The sequence below is a fragment of the Phenylobacterium haematophilum genome, assembly GCF_014196295.1.
In the GTDB taxonomy this organism is placed as follows: domain Bacteria; phylum Pseudomonadota; class Alphaproteobacteria; order Caulobacterales; family Caulobacteraceae; genus Phenylobacterium; species Phenylobacterium haematophilum.
In genome coordinates, this window is record NZ_JACIDK010000002.1 from 537,897 (window position 1) to 556,766 (window position 18,870).

General features: G+C 67.9%; 19 protein-coding genes. 8 read left to right on the forward strand and 11 right to left on the reverse strand.

Annotated features, from left to right (window positions below; all coding sequences use genetic code 11):
* Positions 1-77: 77 nt before the first annotated feature.
* The 3 genes from GGQ61_RS08565 (at position 78) to GGQ61_RS08575 (ending at position 3,614) form a co-directional block, all read left to right on the forward strand.
* A complete protein-coding gene (locus GGQ61_RS08565) occupies positions 78-647 on the forward strand; it encodes a biliverdin-producing heme oxygenase (RefSeq protein WP_183771538.1) in 570 nt (189 codons plus the stop codon).
* On the forward strand, positions 644-2,785 hold the full coding sequence (locus GGQ61_RS08570; RefSeq protein WP_343056091.1) for a histidine kinase dimerization/phosphoacceptor domain -containing protein: 2,142 nt from the start codon (positions 644-646) through the stop codon (positions 2,783-2,785). The genes GGQ61_RS08565 and GGQ61_RS08570 overlap by 4 nt, the downstream gene beginning before the upstream one ends.
* A 64-nt stretch (positions 2,786-2,849) precedes the next feature.
* The gene (locus GGQ61_RS08575; RefSeq protein ID WP_183771541.1) at positions 2,850-3,614 is read left to right on the forward strand and encodes an SDR family oxidoreductase; all 765 of its coding nucleotides are present in this window, start codon (positions 2,850-2,852) and stop codon (positions 3,612-3,614) included.
* Positions 3,615-3,653: 39 nt separating this feature from the next.
* Here the strand turns inward: GGQ61_RS08575 and GGQ61_RS08580 are convergent, their stop codons facing one another.
* From GGQ61_RS08580 to typA, 5 genes are all read right to left on the reverse strand, one after another.
* Complete coding sequence (locus GGQ61_RS08580; RefSeq protein WP_183771543.1) at positions 3,654-4,226, reverse strand: hypothetical protein; 573 nt, start codon at positions 4,224-4,226, stop codon at positions 3,654-3,656.
* Between the two features lie 97 nt (positions 4,227-4,323).
* Entirely contained in the window at positions 4,324-5,490 is a 1,167-nt protein-coding gene (locus tag GGQ61_RS08585; RefSeq protein ID WP_183771545.1) for an aminotransferase, read from the reverse strand.
* Positions 5,491-5,662: 172 nt separating this feature from the next.
* Positions 5,663-6,004 (reverse strand): response regulator, encoded by a 342-nt coding sequence (locus tag GGQ61_RS08590; RefSeq protein WP_246370690.1) that lies wholly within the window; start codon positions 6,002-6,004, stop codon positions 5,663-5,665.
* A 16-nt stretch (positions 6,005-6,020) separates the two neighbouring features.
* Positions 6,021-7,322: a CHASE3 domain-containing protein gene (locus tag GGQ61_RS08595; RefSeq protein WP_183771549.1), complete on the reverse strand. Its 1,302-nt coding sequence runs from the start codon at positions 7,320-7,322 to the stop codon at positions 6,021-6,023.
* On the reverse strand, positions 7,322-9,157 hold the full coding sequence (gene typA / locus GGQ61_RS08600; protein WP_183771551.1) for a translational GTPase TypA: 1,836 nt from the start codon (positions 9,155-9,157) through the stop codon (positions 7,322-7,324). Before typA ends, GGQ61_RS08595 begins: the two co-directional genes overlap by 1 nt.
* 398 nt (positions 9,158-9,555) lie before the next feature.
* Between typA and GGQ61_RS08605 the strand changes: the two genes are divergently transcribed.
* Entirely contained in the window at positions 9,556-10,827 is a 1,272-nt protein-coding gene (locus GGQ61_RS08605) for a DNA recombination protein RmuC (RefSeq protein WP_183771553.1), read from the forward strand.
* Between the two features lie 15 nt (positions 10,828-10,842).
* Positions 10,843-11,352 (forward strand): peptide deformylase, encoded by a 510-nt coding sequence (gene def / locus GGQ61_RS08610; RefSeq protein ID WP_183771555.1) that lies wholly within the window; start codon positions 10,843-10,845, stop codon positions 11,350-11,352.
* A 71-nt stretch (positions 11,353-11,423) separates the two neighbouring features.
* On the opposite strand, the gene GGQ61_RS08615 is transcribed toward def, so the two are convergent.
* Positions 11,424-11,762: a hypothetical protein gene (locus GGQ61_RS08615; RefSeq protein ID WP_183771556.1), complete on the reverse strand. Its 339-nt coding sequence runs from the start codon at positions 11,760-11,762 to the stop codon at positions 11,424-11,426.
* 90 nt (positions 11,763-11,852) lie between these two features.
* On the opposite strand from GGQ61_RS08615, the gene fmt reads away from it, so the two are divergent.
* Together fmt and truA are read left to right on the forward strand one after the other, a co-directional pair.
* Positions 11,853-12,779, forward strand: a complete 927-nt coding sequence (gene fmt / locus GGQ61_RS08620; protein ID WP_183771558.1) for a methionyl-tRNA formyltransferase — start codon at positions 11,853-11,855, stop codon at positions 12,777-12,779.
* Positions 12,779-13,516: a tRNA pseudouridine(38-40) synthase TruA gene (gene truA, locus GGQ61_RS08625; protein ID WP_183771560.1), complete on the forward strand. Its 738-nt coding sequence runs from the start codon at positions 12,779-12,781 to the stop codon at positions 13,514-13,516. Before fmt ends, truA begins: the two co-directional genes overlap by 1 nt.
* Positions 13,517-13,600: 84 nt before the next feature.
* Here truA and dapE read toward each other — a convergent pair whose 3' ends face one another.
* Complete coding sequence (dapE, locus tag GGQ61_RS08630) at positions 13,601-14,749, reverse strand: succinyl-diaminopimelate desuccinylase (protein WP_183771562.1); 1,149 nt, start codon at positions 14,747-14,749, stop codon at positions 13,601-13,603.
* A gap of 182 nt (positions 14,750-14,931) precedes the next feature.
* On the opposite strand from dapE, the gene GGQ61_RS08635 reads away from it, so the two are divergent.
* Complete coding sequence (locus GGQ61_RS08635) at positions 14,932-15,567, forward strand: hypothetical protein (RefSeq protein WP_183771564.1); 636 nt, start codon at positions 14,932-14,934, stop codon at positions 15,565-15,567.
* Positions 15,568-15,571: 4 nt separating this feature from the next.
* Here the strand turns inward: GGQ61_RS08635 and GGQ61_RS08640 are convergent, their stop codons facing one another.
* The 4 genes from GGQ61_RS08640 to argB all read right to left on the reverse strand — a co-directional run bounded on the left by GGQ61_RS08640 (position 15,572) and on the right by argB (position 18,864).
* Positions 15,572-16,063, reverse strand: coding sequence for a hypothetical protein (locus tag GGQ61_RS08640; RefSeq protein WP_183771565.1), 492 nt, complete (start codon positions 16,061-16,063; stop codon positions 15,572-15,574).
* Positions 16,064-16,460: 397 nt separating this feature from the next.
* Positions 16,461-17,291, reverse strand: coding sequence for a 2,3,4,5-tetrahydropyridine-2,6-dicarboxylate N-succinyltransferase (gene dapD, locus GGQ61_RS08645; protein ID WP_183771567.1), 831 nt, complete (start codon positions 17,289-17,291; stop codon positions 16,461-16,463).
* On the reverse strand, positions 17,291-17,953 hold the full coding sequence (locus GGQ61_RS08650; protein WP_183771568.1) for a pyrimidine 5'-nucleotidase: 663 nt from the start codon (positions 17,951-17,953) through the stop codon (positions 17,291-17,293). The genes dapD and GGQ61_RS08650 overlap by 1 nt, the downstream gene beginning before the upstream one ends.
* Entirely contained in the window at positions 17,950-18,864 is a 915-nt protein-coding gene (gene argB, locus GGQ61_RS08655) for an acetylglutamate kinase (protein WP_183771569.1), read from the reverse strand. Before argB ends, GGQ61_RS08650 begins: the two co-directional genes overlap by 4 nt.
* Positions 18,865-18,870: the final 6 nt, after the last annotated feature.

Below are 18,870 nucleotides of genomic sequence, written 5' to 3' on the forward strand. Positions count from 1 at the left end.
GCTTCGTTGGGCTCAGGGTAAGGGATCAACTTGTACCAACGGGCTCCCTTGGCGCGCGTGGCGAATAGGAACCCTTTGTGACCCAAAGCGTACTGGAACGGCTGCGCGACGCCACCCGGCTCGCGCATGAGCGGCTCGAAGAGCGGCTAGATATACTTGCGAGCATGCAATCGCTGGAGGGGCGCCGCCAACTGGCCGCCCGATTTCACAGCCTGCACGCCGGCATGGAGGCCGCGCTCGAGCCCTGGCTGGCGCCGATCGAAGGCCTCGACTTCGCCGCACGCCGCCGCACCCGCGCGCTGGCCGACGATCTCGCTGCGCTCGGAGTCGAACCGCCGCCGTTGCAGTCGGCGCCCCAGCCTGTCGACGCCGCCGAGGCGCTCGGGCTTATGTACGTGCTCGAAGGCTCCAGCCTGGGGGGCAAGGTGATCCGCAAGCAGGCCGAGCGAGCCGGGCTGGATATGACCGGTCTCAGCTTTCTCGACCCCTATGGCGCGCGGACAGGCGAGGCCTGGCGCCAATTCCTGGCGGTGCTCGAGCGCGAATGTCCGCCGCAGGACAGGACACGCGGCGAAGCCGCTGCGCGCGGCGGCGTGATGGGGTTCGCCCATGTCGACAAGGTTCTGCTCGAAGGCGTGGCTTCGTGAACGTTGACGTCGCCATAGATCTCACGGCCTGCGATCGCGAGCCGATCCATCTTCCTGGCTCGATTCAGCCCCACGGCATGATGTTGGTGGCAGACCGCGACAACCTGACGGTCACCCACGTCGCCGGACCCGTCGAGGACCTCTTGAAGGTGCAGGACTGGCGGGGCGCGAGCCTCGCGCGACTGCTCGGCGAGGAGACGGCCGACCGGGTCGCGCGGCTGACGCAGTCGGTGGCCCGCGGCGGTTTCGTCGGCCAGATTCGGCTCGCGACGCGCCTCTTCGACGTCCACGCGCGCGAGCAGGGCGAGACGGTGTTGGTCGAGGTGGAGCCTGGTCCTCTTGTACCGGCCTCCGGCTCGTCGATCCTAGGCGGGCTCGAAGCGGCCGGGTTGGCGTTCGAGCGCGCGCCGAACCTCAAGGCCCTGTTTGAGCGGGCGGCCGTCGAGTTTCGCCGGATCACGGGCTTCGACCGCGTGATGATCTACCGTTTCCTGGACGATGACGCCGGCGCGGTGCTGGCCGAGGACCGCGCCGACTTCATGCCGGCCTTCCTGAACCACCGCTTCCCCGGTTCGGACATTCCCCGGCAGGCACGGGCCCTCTATCTGCGAAATCTCGTGCGGGTCATCCCGGACATTCGCTATGAGCCGGCCGCGCTGCGACCATCGTGGCAAGGCGAGCCGCTCGACATGAGCGACTGCGCGCTGCGCAGCGTCTCGCCGGTTCACATGCAGTACATGCAGAACATGGGGGTCGGCGCTTCGGCTTCGATCTCGATCGTGCGGGACGGCGAGCTCTGGGGCCTGATCGCCTGCCATCACGCCACGCCCAAGCTCCTGCCCTACGACCTCCGCGTGGCTTGCCGGGCGTTGTCGGGGGGCTTGGTGCGCCAGATCAAGGCCAAGGAGGAGGCCGATGTCCTGCGCGAGCGCATCCGGCTGCGCAGCATGGAGGACGAGATTGTCGGCCTGCTGTCGCGCGCGCCGTCGCTCGACGAGGGGTTGGGTGAAATCCTGCCTGACCTTATGCAGGCCCTGAACGCCGACGGCGTGGCTGTGCTGCGTGGCGGGGCGCTGCTGCATGGCGGCGCCTGCCCGCCGGAGTCGGTGATCCGCGACCTCGCGGCCTGGCTGGCCGTGCAGGAGCGCACCGAACCGTTCGAGACCAGCCGCCTGCCCAGTTTTTTTCCAGCCGCCGAACCTTCGCGCGAGGTCGCCAGCGGCCTGCTGGCGGTGACCGTCTCCCGCGATGAGCCGTTCCAAATCTTTTGGTTCCGGGCCGAGCAGGTCGAGGAGATTAACTGGGCCGGCAACCCGCACAAGATTGTGGCGGGGCCCGACGGAATGTTGACGCCACGCGCCTCGTTCGAGGCCTGGAGCGAGGCGGTGCATGGGCGCGCGCGCCCCTGGGCGCCGGCCGAAATCGACGCAGCCGAGCATTTGCGGCGCGCCGTGGTGGAGGTGCGCCAGACCCGGCGGATGCGCGAACTGAACGCTCGCCTGTCCGAGACCGTGGCTGAGAAGGACGGTCTGCTCGCGCAGAAGGAACTGCTGCTGCGCGAGGTGAACCACCGCGTGCAGAACAGCCTGCAGCTGGTGTCCAGCTTCCTGGGCCTGCAGGGCCGCGCCTCCGACAGCGAGGAGTTGAAGGCGAGCTTCGAGGAGGCGCGTCGCCGCCTGAGCGCCGTCGCCCTGGTCCATCGACGGCTCTACAGGGCCGATCAGATCGAGAGCATCGACCTTTCGCGCTACATCGAGGAACTGCTTCAAGACATGGCCGCCTCGATGGGCCAGGAGTGGGACGGGCAGCTCAGCTTGCGCCTGGAGCCGGTCGTGGTGCCGACGGACCGGGCGGTGACCCTGGGCCTGGTGCTCACCGAATTGGCCATCAACGCCAACAAGTACGCCTATGGCGGCCGTGCCGGGCCGATCGACATCGCGCTATCGCAGGCCGGCGGACGTCTGTCGATGGTGGTCGCCGACCGCGGCGGCGGCCGGCGCGGGCCAGGCCAAGGCTTCGGCACCCGCATGATGAACGCCATGGTCGGGCAGTTGCACGGGGCGCTCGACTATCAGGACAACGACCCTGGGCTGCGCGTGGTGCTGACCGCGCCTCTGGGCTTCGAAGCCGACGCTTGACCCAACGGCGCCCGGCGCCGCAAATGACGTCGACAAAATCAAACAACTGTTTGGAGGGAGCGCCATGGGCGAACTGTTCGACCTGACCGGAAAGGTCGCTGTCATCACCGGATCCTCGCGCGGGATCGGCAAGGCGATCGCCGAGCGGATGGCCGAGCACGGCGCCAAGGTGGTGATCTCCTCGCGCAAGGCCGGGCCCTGCGACGAGGTCGCCGCGGCGATCAACGAGAAGCATCCGGGCGCGGCCATCGCCGTTCCGGCCTCGATCTCCTCGAAGGAAGACCTTCAGCGTCTGGTTGACGAGACGGTCAAGGCGTTCGGCAAGATCGACATCGTGGTCTGCAACGCGGCCACCAACCCGTTCTTCGGCCCGATGTCCCAGATCAACGACGATCAGTTCCGCAAGATCCTCGACAACAACATCATCGCCAACAACTGGCTGATCCAGATGGCCGCGCCGCAGATGCGCGAGCGCAAGGACGGCGCGGTGATCATCATCTCGTCGATCGGCGGCCTGCGCGGCTCCACCGGCATCGGCGCCTACAACATCTCCAAGGCGGCGGACTTCCAGCTGGCCCGCAACCTGGCCGTCGAACTCGGCCCCGACAACGTGCGGGTGAACTGCATCGCGCCGGGACTGGTGAAGACCGACTTCGCCAAGGCGCTGTGGGACACCCCGGAAGCCGAGAAGCGCTCCAGCGCCAACAATCCGCTGCGCCGCCTGGGCGAGCCGGACGACATCGCCGGCGCGGCGGTTTTCCTGGCCTCGAAGGCCGGGTCGTGGATGACCGGCCAGGCCATCGTCGTGGACGGCGGCTCGACCTGCTGATCGGACGCAAGGGGCGCGGCGCGGCGAGCGCGTCCGCCCCTAGTTCCGCGGCTGCGGCGCGAACTGCGGCGGCGGCGGTTGAAACTGCTGCGGCGGTGCGAACTGCTGCGGCGGTTGTTGCCAGCCGGGCTGCGGGGCCTCCCAGCTGCGATAGGTCCGGCGGTACTCGTAATATGTAACCGGCTGTGCGCCGCCGACGGCGTAGGTCGGGTGGCCGTACTGGGCCGGATAGCCTTGCCCGTAGAAGGGCCCATAGGCGCCCTGGGCTGCGGCGATGGCGGCGGTGCCGCAGGCGGCGGATCGCGAACCCGCGACGCCGCCGATGATCGAACCCACGAACGCCCCAAGGCCTGCGCCTTCGGCGACGACGCCGGCGCCGGCCGCCGCGCCGCCGGCCAGGCCGCCGGCGATCAGGCCGACGATGCCCCAACCGAGCGCGCGCTGCGCGGCCGTGCGGGCGCAGGGGTCGGCCGGGCCGACCCGCGCGTAGCTGACCGGCGCGGGGGCCGCGTAGGAATAGTACTGGGCCTGGGCGACGCCGCCCGCCAGCACCGCCCCGGCCGTCGCCAGGGCGACACCGATCTTCGCAGCCTTCATGGAACCCAGGTGCATCTCACGTTCCTCTCGAAACCGTCTCGCCCAGGATAGGCACGGGAACGACGTTCCGGGAACCGCAGACAACCTGCGCGCTACTTTCGGCGGTGGAACCTCAGGCTCGGCGGGAGAGCTCGCGGGCCTTGGCCAGCCGGCGCACGCCCTCGTCGAGGGTCTGGTCGTTCTTCGCCAGGCAGAGCCGCAGGATGGTGGTCACGTGGTCCTCCTCGTAGAGGGCCGAGACCGGAATGCTGGCGACGCCCGCTTCCTTGACCGCGCGCAGGGCGAAGGCGCGGTCGGGCTCGTCGATCCCCGAGGCCGCCAGGTCGATGTTGAGGAAGTAGGTGCCCTGGGCCGGCAGGGTGACGAAGCCTTCGGCGGCCAGGCCCGCCGCCAACCGGTCGCGTGAGCGCTGCAGGTCTCTCGGCATGGCCTCGAACCAGCCGCCGCTGTTCTCCAGCCCCCAGGCGACCGCCGCCTGCAGATTGGGCGCGGTGGTGAAGGTCAGGAACTGGTGCGTCCTCGACAGCGCCCGGGTCAGCTCGGCGCCGGCGCAGAGGAAGCCGACCTTCCAGCCAGTCAGGCCGAACATCTTGCCTGCCGAGCCGATCTTCACGGTCCGGTCGCGCATGCCCGGGAATGCGATCAGGGGCAGGTGCCGCGCGCCGTCGAACACCACCTGCTCCCAGACCTCGTCGCAGATCGCGATGGCGTCGTGGGCGACGCAGAACTCGGCCAGCAGGGCGAGATCCTCGCGCGGCAGCACCGCGCCGGCCGGATTGATCGGATTGTTCAGCACCACGAACCGCGTCTTGGAGCCGAACGCGGCCTCGAGCATCGCGCGGTCGAAGCGCCAGTGCGGCGGGCTCAGCTTGACCAGCCGCGGCACGCCGCCCGCCCGGCGGATCAGTGGCAGATAGGCGTCGTAGAGCGGCTGGAAGACCACCACCTCGTCGCCGGGCTGGATCAGGCCGAGGAAGGCTGCGGCCAGCGCCTCGGTCGCGCCGGAGGTGATGGTGATTTCGCTGGCCCAGTCGAAGTCCAGTCCCTGGGTGCGGGCATAGTGCGCGGCGACCGCGGCGCGCAGGTCGGGCAGGCCGGCCATCGGCGGATACTGGTTGTAGCCGTTCAGCACCGCGTCGGCGGCGCGCTCGCGGATCGCCTGCGGACCGGGGTCGTCAGGGAACCCCTGACCGAGGTTGATCGCCCCGATCTCGCGGGCCAGGCCCGACATCTCCTCGAAGATGGTGGTGGGGAGGTTCGCGAAGATCGGGTTGGCCATACACCCTGCCTAGCACAGCTGCGGGCGCCACGCTTCGGCCCTCGATCTCATCCGGCGCCGCCACTTCCGGCGACATGCGCGTTGTGGCGCAGGCGGCGCCCCGGTCGCCAGCAAGGTCGGGTAGTACGTGGCGCCGGGACCCGGCTGTGGTCAGCATCGACACACGGCGTCCCTAGACGGCGTTCAACGCCTCGCCCAGCGTGTGGCGGCTGAGCGGCTTGCCCAGGAAGCCGATCGGCTTGATGGCCGCCATCGAGCGGCGGAATTCCTCGGTGATCGACCCCGAGACGAACAGCGAGCGGACGCCCAGCTTGTCGTAGAGCTCACGGGCCAGCACGCCGCCGTCGACGCCGCGGGCCAATCGGATGTCGACGAGGGCGATGTCCGGACGGCCGTCTTCGGCCAGCGCCCAGGCCTCGGTCGCGTCGGCGGCCTCGGCCACGACTTCGTGGCCCATGTCTTCCAGCAGGCCGACGATGTCGAGCGCGATCAACGCGTCGTCCTCAACAACCATAATACGCACGGCGCGCTCAACTCCTCGGGAAGACGACGGCGAAAGAGGCGCCGGCCTTCGGTTGTTCTATCTCGAAGCGTCCGCCGAGCTGTCTCGCCAAGGCTTCGATCGCCCGCATCCCGAGGCCTCTGCGTTTCGTCGGTGAAAAGTCCTTGGGCAGACCTTCACCGTCGTCAGCCACGCTCAAACGGTAGAGCTCGCCATCTGTTCCGAGGGCGACCTTTATTTTGGACGGCCTATCGGGGGGGCAGCCGTATTTCAAGGCGTTGGTGATCAACTCATTGAGGATCAGGGCCAGCGGCACGGCTTGCTTCACATCCAGCACGGCGTGCTCGATCCGCGTCTCCAGGGCCACGTCGTCGCGCCCGAGCGAACTGACCAGATCCTGCGCCAGGGCCTCGGTGTAGCGGCCGGCGTCGAAGGCGCCGATGGCGTCGTCTGCCTTGTACATCTGCTCGTGCACGCGGCCGACGGCGATGATCCGGTCGAGGGTCCGGTTCAGCGCGTCGCGGGCGTCGTCGTGCTCGACCGCCCGCGACTGCAGGCGCACGACGCTGGCGATCTGCTGCAGCGAATTTTTGACCCGGTGGTTGACCTCGTCCAGAAGCAGGGTGCGGTCTTCGAGCAGCCGGCGCAGCCGTTGGGCGACGTCCGCCTCGGCTTCGCGGTCCAGGCTGATGTCGCGCAGCGCCTTGAAGAACAGCAGCGCCAGCAGCGCGGCGAAGATGATCAGCGAGGCGACGATCACCGTGCGCACGACGGCGACTTGATGCTCGCGCTGGCGCTGCAGCCGGCGTTCTTCCAGCTCCAGTTCGGCGGCGATCTGCCGTACGCCTTGCATGGCCTCGACGCCCTGGCCGCGGCGGATGATCTGGATGGCGGCGCCAGGCGAGCCGGTGCGGCGCGCGGCGACCGTCTGATCGATCACGTCCATGCGCGTAATCATCAGCGCCTGCAGGCGCGCCAGCCGTTCCTGCTGTTCGGGATTGTCGCGCGTCAGCCGTTCCAGCGCGTTGATATGGATTGCGCCCGCCGTGCGGGCGCCTTCGATCTGCCGGGTGAATTGCGAGTCGCCGGTGAGGATGAAGGCCCGCTGGGCCGACTCGGCCTCGGTCAGCGACAGGCGCAGGCCTTCGATCTCGATCCGCACCTCGTGGGCGTGGGTCAGCCATCCGGCGGCGCGGTCGTACCAGAAGAAGACCCCGCCCAGTGCTGCGAAGGCCAGAAACAGCGCGGTGACGGTGCCGGCGAGCAGGCGGAACGCGCGTTCGCGCGCCGCCTGCCTGCTGATGTTGGGCGCCGCCGCCGCTTGCGTCACTACTCCTCCTTGACGCGCCGCTTGCGGAAGGAGGGGTTCAGCACCTGCTTGCGCAGGCGGATCGACTTCGGCGTGACTTCGACCAGCTCGTCTTCCTCGATGTAGGCGATGGCCTGTTCGAGGGTCATGCGGCGCGGCGGGGTGAGGCGCACGGCCTCGTCCTTGCCGGAGGCGCGCACGTTGGTCAGTTGCTTGGCCTTCATCGGGTTGACGTCCAGGTCGTCGGCGCGGCTGTTCTCGCCGATGATCATGCCCTGGTAGGTCTTTTCGCCGGCGCCGACGAACATGGTGCCGCGCTCCTCCAGGTTCCACAGCGCATAGGCCGCGGTTTCCCCGTCCGAATTTGAGACCAGCACGCCCTTGCGGCCGGCGTCGATGGGGCCCTTGTAGGGTTCGTAGTGGCTGAACACGCGGTTCAGCACGCCTGAGCCGCGGGTGTCGGTCAGGAACTCGCCCTGATAGCCGATGAGCGAGCGCGACGGGCTCATCAGGCTGATGCGGGTCTTGCCCGCGCCCGAGGGGCCCATGTCCTTCAGCTCGGCCTTACGGGCCGACAGCTTTTCGATGACGATGCCGGTGAACTCGTCGTCGACGTCGATCATGACGTCCTCGATCGGTTCCATGCGCTGTCCGGTTTCCGGATCGGTCTGGAACACCACGCGCGGACGGCTGATCGAGACCTCGAAGCCCTCGCGGCGCATGCCTTCGATCAGCACGCCCAGCTGCAGTTCGCCGCGGCCGGCGACTTCGAAGGCGTCCTTCTCCGAGGTTTCGGTGACGCGGATGGCGACGTTGGATTCGGCTTCCTTCAGCAGTCTCGCGGCGATGACGCGGCTCTGCACCTTGTCGCCTTCGCGGCCGGCCAGCGGGCTGTCGTTGACGGACACGGTCATCGAGATGGTCGGCGGGTCGATCGGCTGGGCGGGAAGGGCGTCGGTGACTTCCAGCGCGCAGAGGGTGTCGGCCACGGTAGCCTTCGAGAGGCCGGCGATGGCGACGATGTCGCCCGCCTCGGCGCCCGCGTCGATCGGCTGACGCTTCAGGCCGCGGAACGCCAGCACCTTGGTGATGCGACCCCGCTCGATCTCCTTGCCGTCACGCGACAGCGCCTTGATGGCCAGACCCGGGACAGCGCGGCCGGCTTCGATGCGGCCGGTCAGCAGGCGCCCGAGGAACGGGTCGCTTTCGATCAGCACCGACAGCATCTGGAAGGGCTCGTCCTTGCGGGCCTCGGCCTTCGGCGGCGGCACGTGATCGACGATCAGGTCGAACAGCGGGCCGAGGTTGTCGTTCGGTTGGTTCAGGTCGAGCGTCGCCCAGCCGTTCTTGCCCGAGGCGTAGATGTGCGGGAAGTCGAGCTGCTCGTCCGTCGCGCCCATGGCCGCGAACAGGTCGAAGGCGTCGTTCAGCACGCGGTCGGGATCGGCGTGGGCGCGGTCGACCTTGTTGAGGCAGAGGATCGGGCGCAGGCCCATCTTCAGCGCCTTGCCCAGCACGAACTTGGTCTGGGGCATGACGCCTTCTTCGGCGTCCACCAGGAGGACGCAGCCGTCCACCATACCGAGGATCCGCTCGACCTCGCCGCCGAAGTCGGCGTGGCCGGGGGTGTCGATGATGTTGATGCGGGTCTCGCCCGCTTTTCCGTTCCAGAGGACGCTGGTGCACTTGGCGAGGATGGTGATCCCGCGCTCGCGCTCCTGGTCGTTGGAGTCCATGGCGCGCTCAACCGTCGCCTCATTGGCTCGGAAAACGCCTGACTGGGCAAGGAGTTGGTCGACGAGGGTCGTCTTGCCGTGGTCGACGTGGGCGATGATGGCGATGTTGCGGAGCGACATTGATTTGGCTTTATGGGCGCCTATTTGGGGAAGCGCGCGCTTTTAGGTGACGAATGGCTTTTGCGCCAGCGCCTTCTCGCCGCGGCGCCGAACATTGATATCGCGTCTTTGTGCGGTGCAGCAAACCTTAGCTGTTTGCAACGTGCTCAAATCTCACTGATTTGTAACGAATTTTTTCGCCGCTTTTAGAAAATGTGATGGGTCCGGCACAAAATCGCTTGTTGTTTTGTGCGTCGCACCGTATATGTTCAAACCGTGAGGCGGCGCTGCCGCTTCTGCCCTTCCTGGGCGTTTCCTCCCTAATGAACTGCCGGGCCTTCGGGTCCGGCTTTTTTTTGGCCCGACGCCGGGCGGGGCGGAAACTATCGCGCCCTGGCGACTCCGTATAAGAACGGAGCATGAACCTGGACGCTATCCTGCTCGCCGTGCTCGCCGCCCTGTTGGCGGCCATTCCCGCGCTCGCCTGGGCGCTCATGGAGCGCAGCCGCGCCAACCGCGCCGAAGCGCGGGCGTTTGAGTTGCAGGACGCCGCCGCCCGACTGCGGCTACTGGAGGAGCAGGAGGCCAAGAACACCGCCTTCCTGCAGGCCCAGGCCGCCGCCGCCATCGCCGAGCAGGTGATGAAGCGCGCCGACGAGACCTTCCATAATAGAGAGCAACTCGCCCAGGCCCGGCTGGAGGCGCAACTGAAGCCCGTCGCCGAGACCCTGGCCAAGTTCCAGGAGCAGGTCGTCGCCGTCGAAAAGACCCGCGCCGAAGAGACCGGCGGACTGAAGGAGCAGATCAGCCAGCTGCTCCAGGCCTCCACCGCCACCCAGGCCGAGGCCCGCAAGCTATCTGCGGCGCTGCGCCGCGGCGCCGGCGTGCAGGGCCGGTGGGGCGAGCAGACCCTGCGCAACGTGCTGGAGGCGGCCGGCCTGCACAATCGCTACGACTTCGACGAACAGACCTCGACCGACAGCGAGGAGGGGCGCCGCCGTCCCGACGTCACCGTGCGGCTGCCGGGCGGGGCGGTGTTCGTCATCGACGCCAAGTGCTCGCTCAACGCCTTCCTCGAAGCCCAGGACGCGCCCGACGAGGCCAGCCGCGAGGCCGCCTATCTGCGCCACGCCCAGAGCGTGCGCGCGCACATGCAGGGCCTGTCGGCCAAGGCCTACTGGGACCAGTTCAACCAGGGCTCGCCCGATTTCGTGGCCATGTTCATTCCCGGCGACAGCTTTCTGGCCGCCGCGCTCGAACGGGCGCCCGACCTGATGACCGAGGCGATGGACCGCCGGGTGCTGGTGGTGACGCCGACGACCCTGTTCGCGCTCTGCAAGGCGGTGGTTTACGGCTGGCGGGTCGAGGAGCAGGCCGCCAACGCCCAGGAGATCTCAAAGCTGGGCCGCGAGCTCTACAAGCGGATCTCGGTGATGGGCGCGCACGCCGGCTCGGTCGGCAAGGCGCTGGAGGCGGCGGTCAGTCGTTACAACCAGTTCGTCGGTTCGCTGGAGACTCAGGTGCTGACTCAGGCGCGCCGGTTCGAGGACCTCAAGGTCGACCACGAGGGCAAGGAACTGCCGGAACTGGCGCCGGTGGAGACCGGCATCCGCCCCCTAGCCAAGCTCGCCGCCGACCCGGACGCGCCGGAGACCGGCCGCCTCGCCGCCTTGACGGCGAAGGGGCGCTGACCTACCTGCGTTTTTATGGCTATCCGTGAAATTCTCGTCGTTCCGAATCCGGTCCTGAAACTGGTCTCGCAGCCGGTCGACAAGGTCGACGACGAGCTGCGCGCGCTTATGGATGACATGCTGGAGACGATGTACGACGCGCCCGGCATCGGCCTGGCCGCCATCCAGATCGGCGTGCCCAAGCGTGTGATCGTCATGGACATCTCCGGCCCCGACGACGAGAAGGCCCCGCGCTACTTCGTGAACCCGGAAATCATCTGGAGCTCGGAGGACACCGCCCCCTACGAAGAGGGCTGCCTGTCGATTCCGGACATCTATGACGAGGTCGAGCGCCCGGCCCGCGTGAAGCTGAAGTACCTGAACTACCAGGGCGAGGAAGTGATCGAGGACGCCGACGGCCTGTTCGCGGTCTGCATCCAGCACGAGATGGACCACCTGCAAGGCGTGTTGTTCATCGACCACCTATCGCGCCTCAAGCGCGACCGCGCGGTGGCCAAGGTCAAGAAGCAGGCCCGCGCCGCCTAGGCGGCGGACAACTCTTATAGTGTCCCAGCGAGGATGCGCGCCTGCCCGACTGGCGGACAGGCGCGTCTGACCTAGTGCTCCGGCGCGGTGGCTTCGTGCACGGCGGCCTTGGCGTCCTTGGCCGCGCCCGTCGCGGCGGCCTTGGCTTCGGCGGCCGCGTCCTTGGCCGCGACGCTGGCGTCGGCCGCGGCGGCCTTGGTGTCGGCGGCGACGGCGCCGGCCGCGGCTTGAGCCTCGGCGGCCGCCTTGTCGGCGGCGGCCTTGGCGTCGGCCGCAGCCTGGTCGGTCGCGGCCTTAGCGTCGGCGGCGGCCTGATCGGCCGTGGCCTTGGCCTGGTCCTGCGTGGCCTGCGAGCAGGCCGACAGGGCGAGGCCCGAAGCGACCAGGGTGACGATCATCAAGTTGCGCATGGATTGGTTCTCCCTTCCCGAGTGCTTCACACAACGGCCAAGCTTGCCTGAGGTTCCTAAAATCCTCCGCCGTCGTTACATGCAGGTCTGATGCGCATCGCTTTTCTCGGAACGCCCGACTTCGCCGTCGCCGCCCTCGCCGCTCTGGTCGAGGCCGGGCACGAAGTCGCCTGCGTCTATTCCCAGCCGCCCGCGCCGCGCGGCCGCGGCCAGACGCTGAAGCCGTCGCCCGTGCACGCCTACGCCGAAGAACGCGGCATTCCGGTGCGCACGCCGGTCTCGATGCGCGATCCGGCCGAGATCGAGGCCTTCGCCGCCCTCAACCTTGACGCCGGCGTGGTGGTGGCGTTCGGCCAGATCCTGCCGGCCGCCGTGCTCGACGCACCAAAGCTCGGCTGCTTCAATCTGCACGCCTCGCTGCTGCCGCGCTGGCGCGGAGCGGCCCCCATACAGCGGGCGATCATGGCGGGCGACAAGGTCACCGGCGTCGAAGTCATGCAGATGACCGAGGGCCTGGACGAGGGCCCGGTGCTGGCCTCCGAGACCGTGCGCATCGACGCCTTGGAGACCGCCACAACCCTGCATGATCGCCTGGCCATCGTCGGCGCCGATCTCCTGGCGCGCACCATGGCCGCGGTCGAGCGCGGCGAGGCCAAGGCTACGCCTCAGGCCGAGGAGGGCCTGACCTACGCCAAGAAGATCCGTCCGAAGGAAGCGCGCATTCGCTGGGACAAGCCGGCGGCCGAGGTCGATCGCAAGATCCGCGGCCTGTCGCCGTTCCCCGGCGCCTGGTTCGAGCTGCCGACCGACAAGGGCCCGGTCCGGGTCAAGGCGCTGCTCTCGCGGCTGGAGGACGGCCAGGGCGCGCCAGGCCGGGTGCTGGACGACGCCCTGCTGATCTCCTGCGGTGAGGGCGCAGTGCGCCTGCTGCGTGTCCAGCGCGAGGGCAAGGGTCCGCAGGATGCGGAGGCCTTTCTGCGTGGCGCGCCTGTGGCGGCCGGGACCGAGCTGGCTTGATGCCGCGCTACAAGCTGACCATCGAGTACGACGGACGCCCTTATAAGGGGTTCCAGGCGCAGGACGACCTTCCGTCGGTCCAGGGGTCGATCGAGCGCGCGGTCAAGGCGTTCAGCGGCGAGACCCTGCGCCTGCAGGCGGCCGGTCGTACCGACACCGGGGTCCACGCCACCGGCCAGGTGGTCCACATCGACCTCGCCAAGGAATGGCGGCCTGAGGTCGTGCGTGACGCGATGAACGCCTACCTCGTGCCCGAGCCGATCGCCGTGCTCGATGTCGAGATCGCGGTCGGCGACTGGCATGCGCGGTTCTCGGCGACCGAGCGGCGCTACATCTACCGCATCCTCAATCGCAAGAGCCCGCCGGCCCTCGACCGCGGCCGCGTCTGGCACGTGAAGAAGCCGCTGGACGCCGATGCCATGGACGCCGCCGCCCGCCAATTGATCGGCCATCACGACTTCACCACCTTCCGCCACATGCAGTGCCAGGCGAAGTCGCCGATGAAGACGCTGGACGTGGCCCGCGCCTGGCGCGAGGGCGAGTACGTGCTGCTCGAGTTCGCCTCCCGCTCGTTCCTGCACCGGCAGGTCCGCTCGATGACCGGCACCCTGGCCGAGGTCGGTGTCGGTCGCTGGGGGCACGACGACGTCGCGGCCGCGCTGGAGGCTCGCGACCGCAAGGCTTGCGGCCCGGTCGCACCCGCCGACGGGCTTTACCTCACGGGCGTGAAGTACTGAATTCCAGATCCTCCCCTCTTGGGGAGGTGGATCTATGCGAAGCATCGAGACGGAGGGGGACCCCAGACGGGGAGCATCGAGAGATTAGCCGAACGCCGCGAAGTAACGCTCGATCAGCCGCTCATAGACCTTCTGCAGGTCGTGGATCTCTTGTACCGGCGCGCGCTCGTCGACTGCGTGCATGGTCTTGCCCACCAGGCCCAGTTCGACCACCGGGCAGAGTGCGCGGATGAAGCGGGCGTCCGAGGTGCCGCCCGTTGTCGACAGCTCCGGCGCCGCGCCCGCCACGTCCTGCACTGCGGCGGCGACCACGTCGGTGAAGGCCCCGGGCTCGGTCAGAAACGCCTCGCCGCTAATCACCGGCTCGACGGTGATGGCGCCGGCGAAGCCTTCCCGCGACTTGGCCGCTTCGGCTTCGATCCAGGCGGCGAGTTCGGCGCCCTTGTGGGCTGGATTGAAGCGGATGTTGAGCCGCGCCTTGGCCTGGGCCGGAATGACGTTGGTGGCGCCGTTGCCGACGTCGACCGTCGTCACCTCCAGGTTGGACGGCTGAAAACCCGTATAGCCTTCGTCCAAAACATGGTTCTGCAGCCGGGCCAGCAGGTCGATGAGCACCGGGATCGGGTTGGCCGCGCGATGCGGATAGGCCACGTGGCCCTGGCGGCCGTCGACGGTGATCCAGGTGTTGATCGAGCCGCGGCGGCCGATCTTGATCATGTCGCCGAAGGTCTCGGCGCTCGACGGCTCGCCGACCACGCAATGGTCGATGACCTCGCCCTCGGCGGCCAGGGCCTCGACCACCATCTTGGTGCCGTGGGTCGCCACGCCTTCCTCGTCGCCGGTGATCAGGAACGACAGCGATCCAGTCACCTGTCCGGCTTCGATCGCCTGGGCGGCGGCCGCGGCGAAGGCGGCGACCGCGCTCTTCATGTCGACCGACCCGCGGCCGATCAGCATGCCGTCGACGATGTCGGCGGCGAAGGCCTCGCGGCTCCAGGCCGCCGCGTCGCCCACCGGCACCACGTCGGTGTGGCCGGCGAAGCAAAGGTTCGGGCTGGCGGTCCCGTAGCGGGCGTAGAGGTTCTCGATCTCGCCGAATTTCATGCGCCGGCAGGCGAAGCCCAGACCCTCAAGCGTGCGCTGGACGATATCCATGGCGCCTTCGTCGGCGGGGGTCACCGACGGGCGGCGGATGAGGTCTTGGGTGAGTGCGATGGGGTCGAGCTGCGGCATGGGTCGCTGGTAGCGGCGACGGCCGTCAGGGGCAATGGCTGTCGAGTCGATGGGCCGTCAAGCCGCTGCGCCCAAAATGGGGCGTTAGTTTCCTGTTTACCATCCCGAATTGGGAAGCAATTGGATCGACCTGGGACGCGCATTCAAGAACTATGCCTGAACCGCGTGTGGGGTGCTGCGTCATGTTCAATTTCTTCAAGAAGAAGAAGCTCAGAACATCTGCCGAGAAGATCGAGGATATCCTTGATATTCTGGAACGCGGCGGCGTTATTCGTGGAACGCAGTTACCTGATCAGATCATTCCAACGCAGACATCGCGGCAGGTGTCGGCCAGCGAGCATGTCTACTTCGCCGTTCGTTCCGTCGCCGCCGACGGCCGCCAGCATGTGATGCAGTACGCGTTCGTCGACGATCGTGGAAATGTGGCCCTCAGCGCCTTCGTGCGCTCCTCGAGTCCAGCGACCCTATTCGGCGGCTCCGCCAGCGAGGATCTGCCGGCCGAGCCGATGGAAGAGGCGGCTTTCGCCGTGCTGGCGGCGCGAATCTGCCGCGGGGCGACCCTGGTCGCTTTTCATCGGGTGCTACAGACCGGGCTCTTGCCGCCAGGGGCGGCTGAAGGCGCAGGCGGGGCGGAATGCGCCTGGCGCCGCTTCCAGGCTGTGGCCCGCCGCAAGGGCATCCGCTTGTCGCGTCGCGAGCCGCTGGCGCTCAATGACTGCCTGCTGAAGCTCGGCATGGCGCCGCTGGAGTCGGATGATGCGGCCGTGCGGGCCTTGGCGATCCGCCGGCTATGGCGCAAGCTCGACAATATCGAGTAGGCGGCTAGCGTTCTAGCCGCACCGCATCCCAAAACAGCGGCTTCAGGTCGGTGAAGAACTGATCGACGTCATAGGCCTCGCCCAGCGTGAACAGGCCGTCGGGCTCGCGCACCAGATAGCCGCGCTCGACGAGCGCCAGCAGCTTGCGGCGTGTGGTCTCCCGCGGGATCTGGGTGATGTCGGCCAGGCTCAGGGCATTGAGCCCGCGCCGGCGGCGGAAGGTCTGCGGCGGCCGCGGACCGCGCGGCATGGATTCGGAAATCTCGGCCAGCAGGAAGATCAGGTAGAGCAGGTACTGGTCGAGGTCGCCGTCGAAGCGTGAGCGGACCCGGATCAGCGTCGCCGAAAGGTGGCCGCCCCAGCGATAGAAGAACCGCATGGCGTCCTGTTCGAGGTAGCCGGCGGCCGGTTCGTCCCATGAGGGCGCCTCCGGCTGCGGGACATCCTGGTCCAGCGTTTCGGCGACGATGGCGGCGAGGGAAGGCGCTGGGGTCATCGGTTCGGGCCCTGCGTTAAAGTTAATAACCATCGGCTTCAATGGTCGTGGCGAATGGCAATCTCCTTGAATAACAACGGGCTCCGAACATTCCCGCCATTACGTTAAGGATACTGTCGTTTCTCGCCGCGACAATATTCGCGTCACGCGATAACCTATTGGGGCGTCAGTATCGCGAGAAGCGAATGCTATAGTTAATTGGTCCCGGCGGCTCGGAACGGGGGCATTTCCTGTGGATGACCCCGGCGTCACGGGCGTAATCGCGGGCTTGGGCCGCGGGTAGACGCGCATGGCGCCCGCTCCGGCTGCGGAAATCGTCCGCAGCCGGCGAATCGTCTGGAGAATCAGGAGGGTCGGCGGCCCTGGAACCTGGGGCCAGGCCGCCGGTCGAGGCGCGTTAGTCGCGCAGCAGTTCGTTGATCGAGGTCTTGGAGCGCGTGCGCTCGTCAACGGTCTTCACAATGACCGCGCAGTTGATCGAGGGCAGCCCTTCGCCGAACGGGCTGGGCATCGAGCCCGGCATGATCACCGAGTAGGGCGGGACCTCGCCCATGAACACTTCGCCGGTCTTGCGGTCGACGATGCGGGTGGTCGAGGTGATGAAGGTGCCCATCGACAGCACGCTGCCTTCACGCACGATCACGCCTTCGGCCACTTCCGAACGCGCGCCGATGAAGCAGTTGTCCTCAATGATGGTCGGGTTCGCCTGCAGCGGCTCCAGCACGCCGCCGATGCCCGCGCCGCCCGACAGGTGGACGTTCTTGCCGATCTGGGCGCAGGAGCCGACCGTCGCCCAGGTGTCGACCATCGTGCCCTCGTCGACATAGGCGCCGATGTTCACGAACGACGGGGTCATGATCACGCCCTTGGCGATGTAGGCGCCACGGCGCACTACGCAGCCCGGGACCGCGCGGAAGCCGGCGGCCTCGAACTTGGCGGCGTCCCAGCCGGTGAACTTCAGCGGGATCTTGTCCCAGTAGGGGTGCGGCGCGCCCTCGTCGATCAGCTGGTTGGCGTTCAGGCGGAAGGACAGGAGGATCGCCTGCTTGGCCCACTGGTGGGTGGTCCACACGCCGTCCTCGCCGCGCGAGGCGACGCGAAGCGTGCCGTTGTCGAGCCGGTTCAGGGTTTCTTCGACCGCCTCGCGGACTTGGCCCTGGGTGCTGGTGTTGACGCCGTCGCGGGCTTCCCAGGCGGCTTCGATCACGGACTTCAGGTCGTCGGACATCAGGCGGTTTCCTTCAGACGCGCCGAACTCAGGAACGGCGTCAGCTTTTCGGTGCGGTGGTGGACAAAGGCGGCGGTCGAGGCGAGCGCGCGCGAGCCGACCAGCACGGTGGTCATGCCCAAGTCCGCGGCCGGATGCAGGTTGCGCTCGGAGTCCTCGAAAAAGGCGGTGCTGGCCGGGTTCAGGCCGTGGGCGTCGATCATCCGCTGGAAGCCGAGCGGGTCTGGCTTGGGCGCGAACCCGAACGAGTGGATGTGGAACACCTCGTCGAACAGGCCGCGCAGGTTCAGGTGCGCCAGCACCCGTTCGGCGTGCCTGTCGTCGGCGTTGGTGAAGATCAGCCGCCGCCCCGGCAGCCGCGCGATGGCGGCGACCAGTTCCGGGTCCTTGGCCAGCAGGTCCAGCGACAGGTCGTGGAACAGGGCGTGGAAGTCGGCGGGATCGACGCCGTGGTGCAGCATCAGCCCCTTCAGCGTCAGGCCGTGTTCGGCGAGATAGTGCTTCTGCAGGCTGTAGGCGGCGTCGTGCGCCAACCCCGTGACCTTGGCCACGAAGGCCGTCATGCGGCTCTCTACGCCCTGCATGAACCCGGACTCCTCGGGGTAGAGGGTGTTGTCCAGGTCGAACAGCCAGGTGTCGATATGCGTCAGGTCCGCCGTCATGCGCGGATGAGCGTGCCCGAGCCGTGTTCCGTGAAGAGCTCGGTGAGCATGGCGTGCGGGCGGCGCCCGTCCAGGATGACCACGGCCTCGACGCCGGACTCGACCGCGGCGATCGCAGTCTCCAGCTTGGGGATCATGCCGCCGGTCGCCACGCCGGAGGCGATCGCCTCGCGCGCCTCGGCCAGGGTCATCTGGCGGATCAGCTCGCCGTTCTTGTCCAGAACGCCGCGCACGTCGGTCAGCAGCAGCATGCGCTTGGCGTTCAGCGCCCCGGCTAGGGCGCCGGCCACGGTGTCGGCGTTGATGTTGTAGGTCTCGCCTTCGACCGACACGCCGATCGGCGCGACCACCGGGATGTAGTCCTCCTCGGCGTAGATCAGCGCCTCGATCAGCTTCGGGTCGATGCGGGTCGGCTCGCCGACATAGCCCAGGTCGACGACCTGTTCGATCTGGCTGTCCGGATCCTTCTTGGTGCGGTGCGCCTTCTCGACGGTGATCAGCCGCGCGTCCTTGCCCGACAGGCCCACGCCGCGCACGTCGGCCTCGGCGCCGGCCAGCGTGATCCAGTTCGCGATCTCCTTGTTGATGGCGCCCGACAGCACCATCTCGGCGACCTCCATGGTGGCCTCGTCGGTCACCCGCAGGCCGTCGATGAAGGTCGACTTGACGCCGGCCTTGTCGAGCATGCGCGAGATCTGCGGGCCGCCGCCGTGCACCACGACCGGATGCACGCCCAGCATCTTCAGCAGCACCGCATCGGCCGCGAACAGCTTGGCGACGCTTTCTTCACCCATGGCGTGGCCGCCGTATTTGATCGTCACGACCTCGCGGTCGTAGATCTGGATATAGGGCAGGGCCTCGGCGAGGGTCTTGGCGGTGGCCCAGCCCTGTTCTTCGGCGTCGTCGGTCAAGGTCGC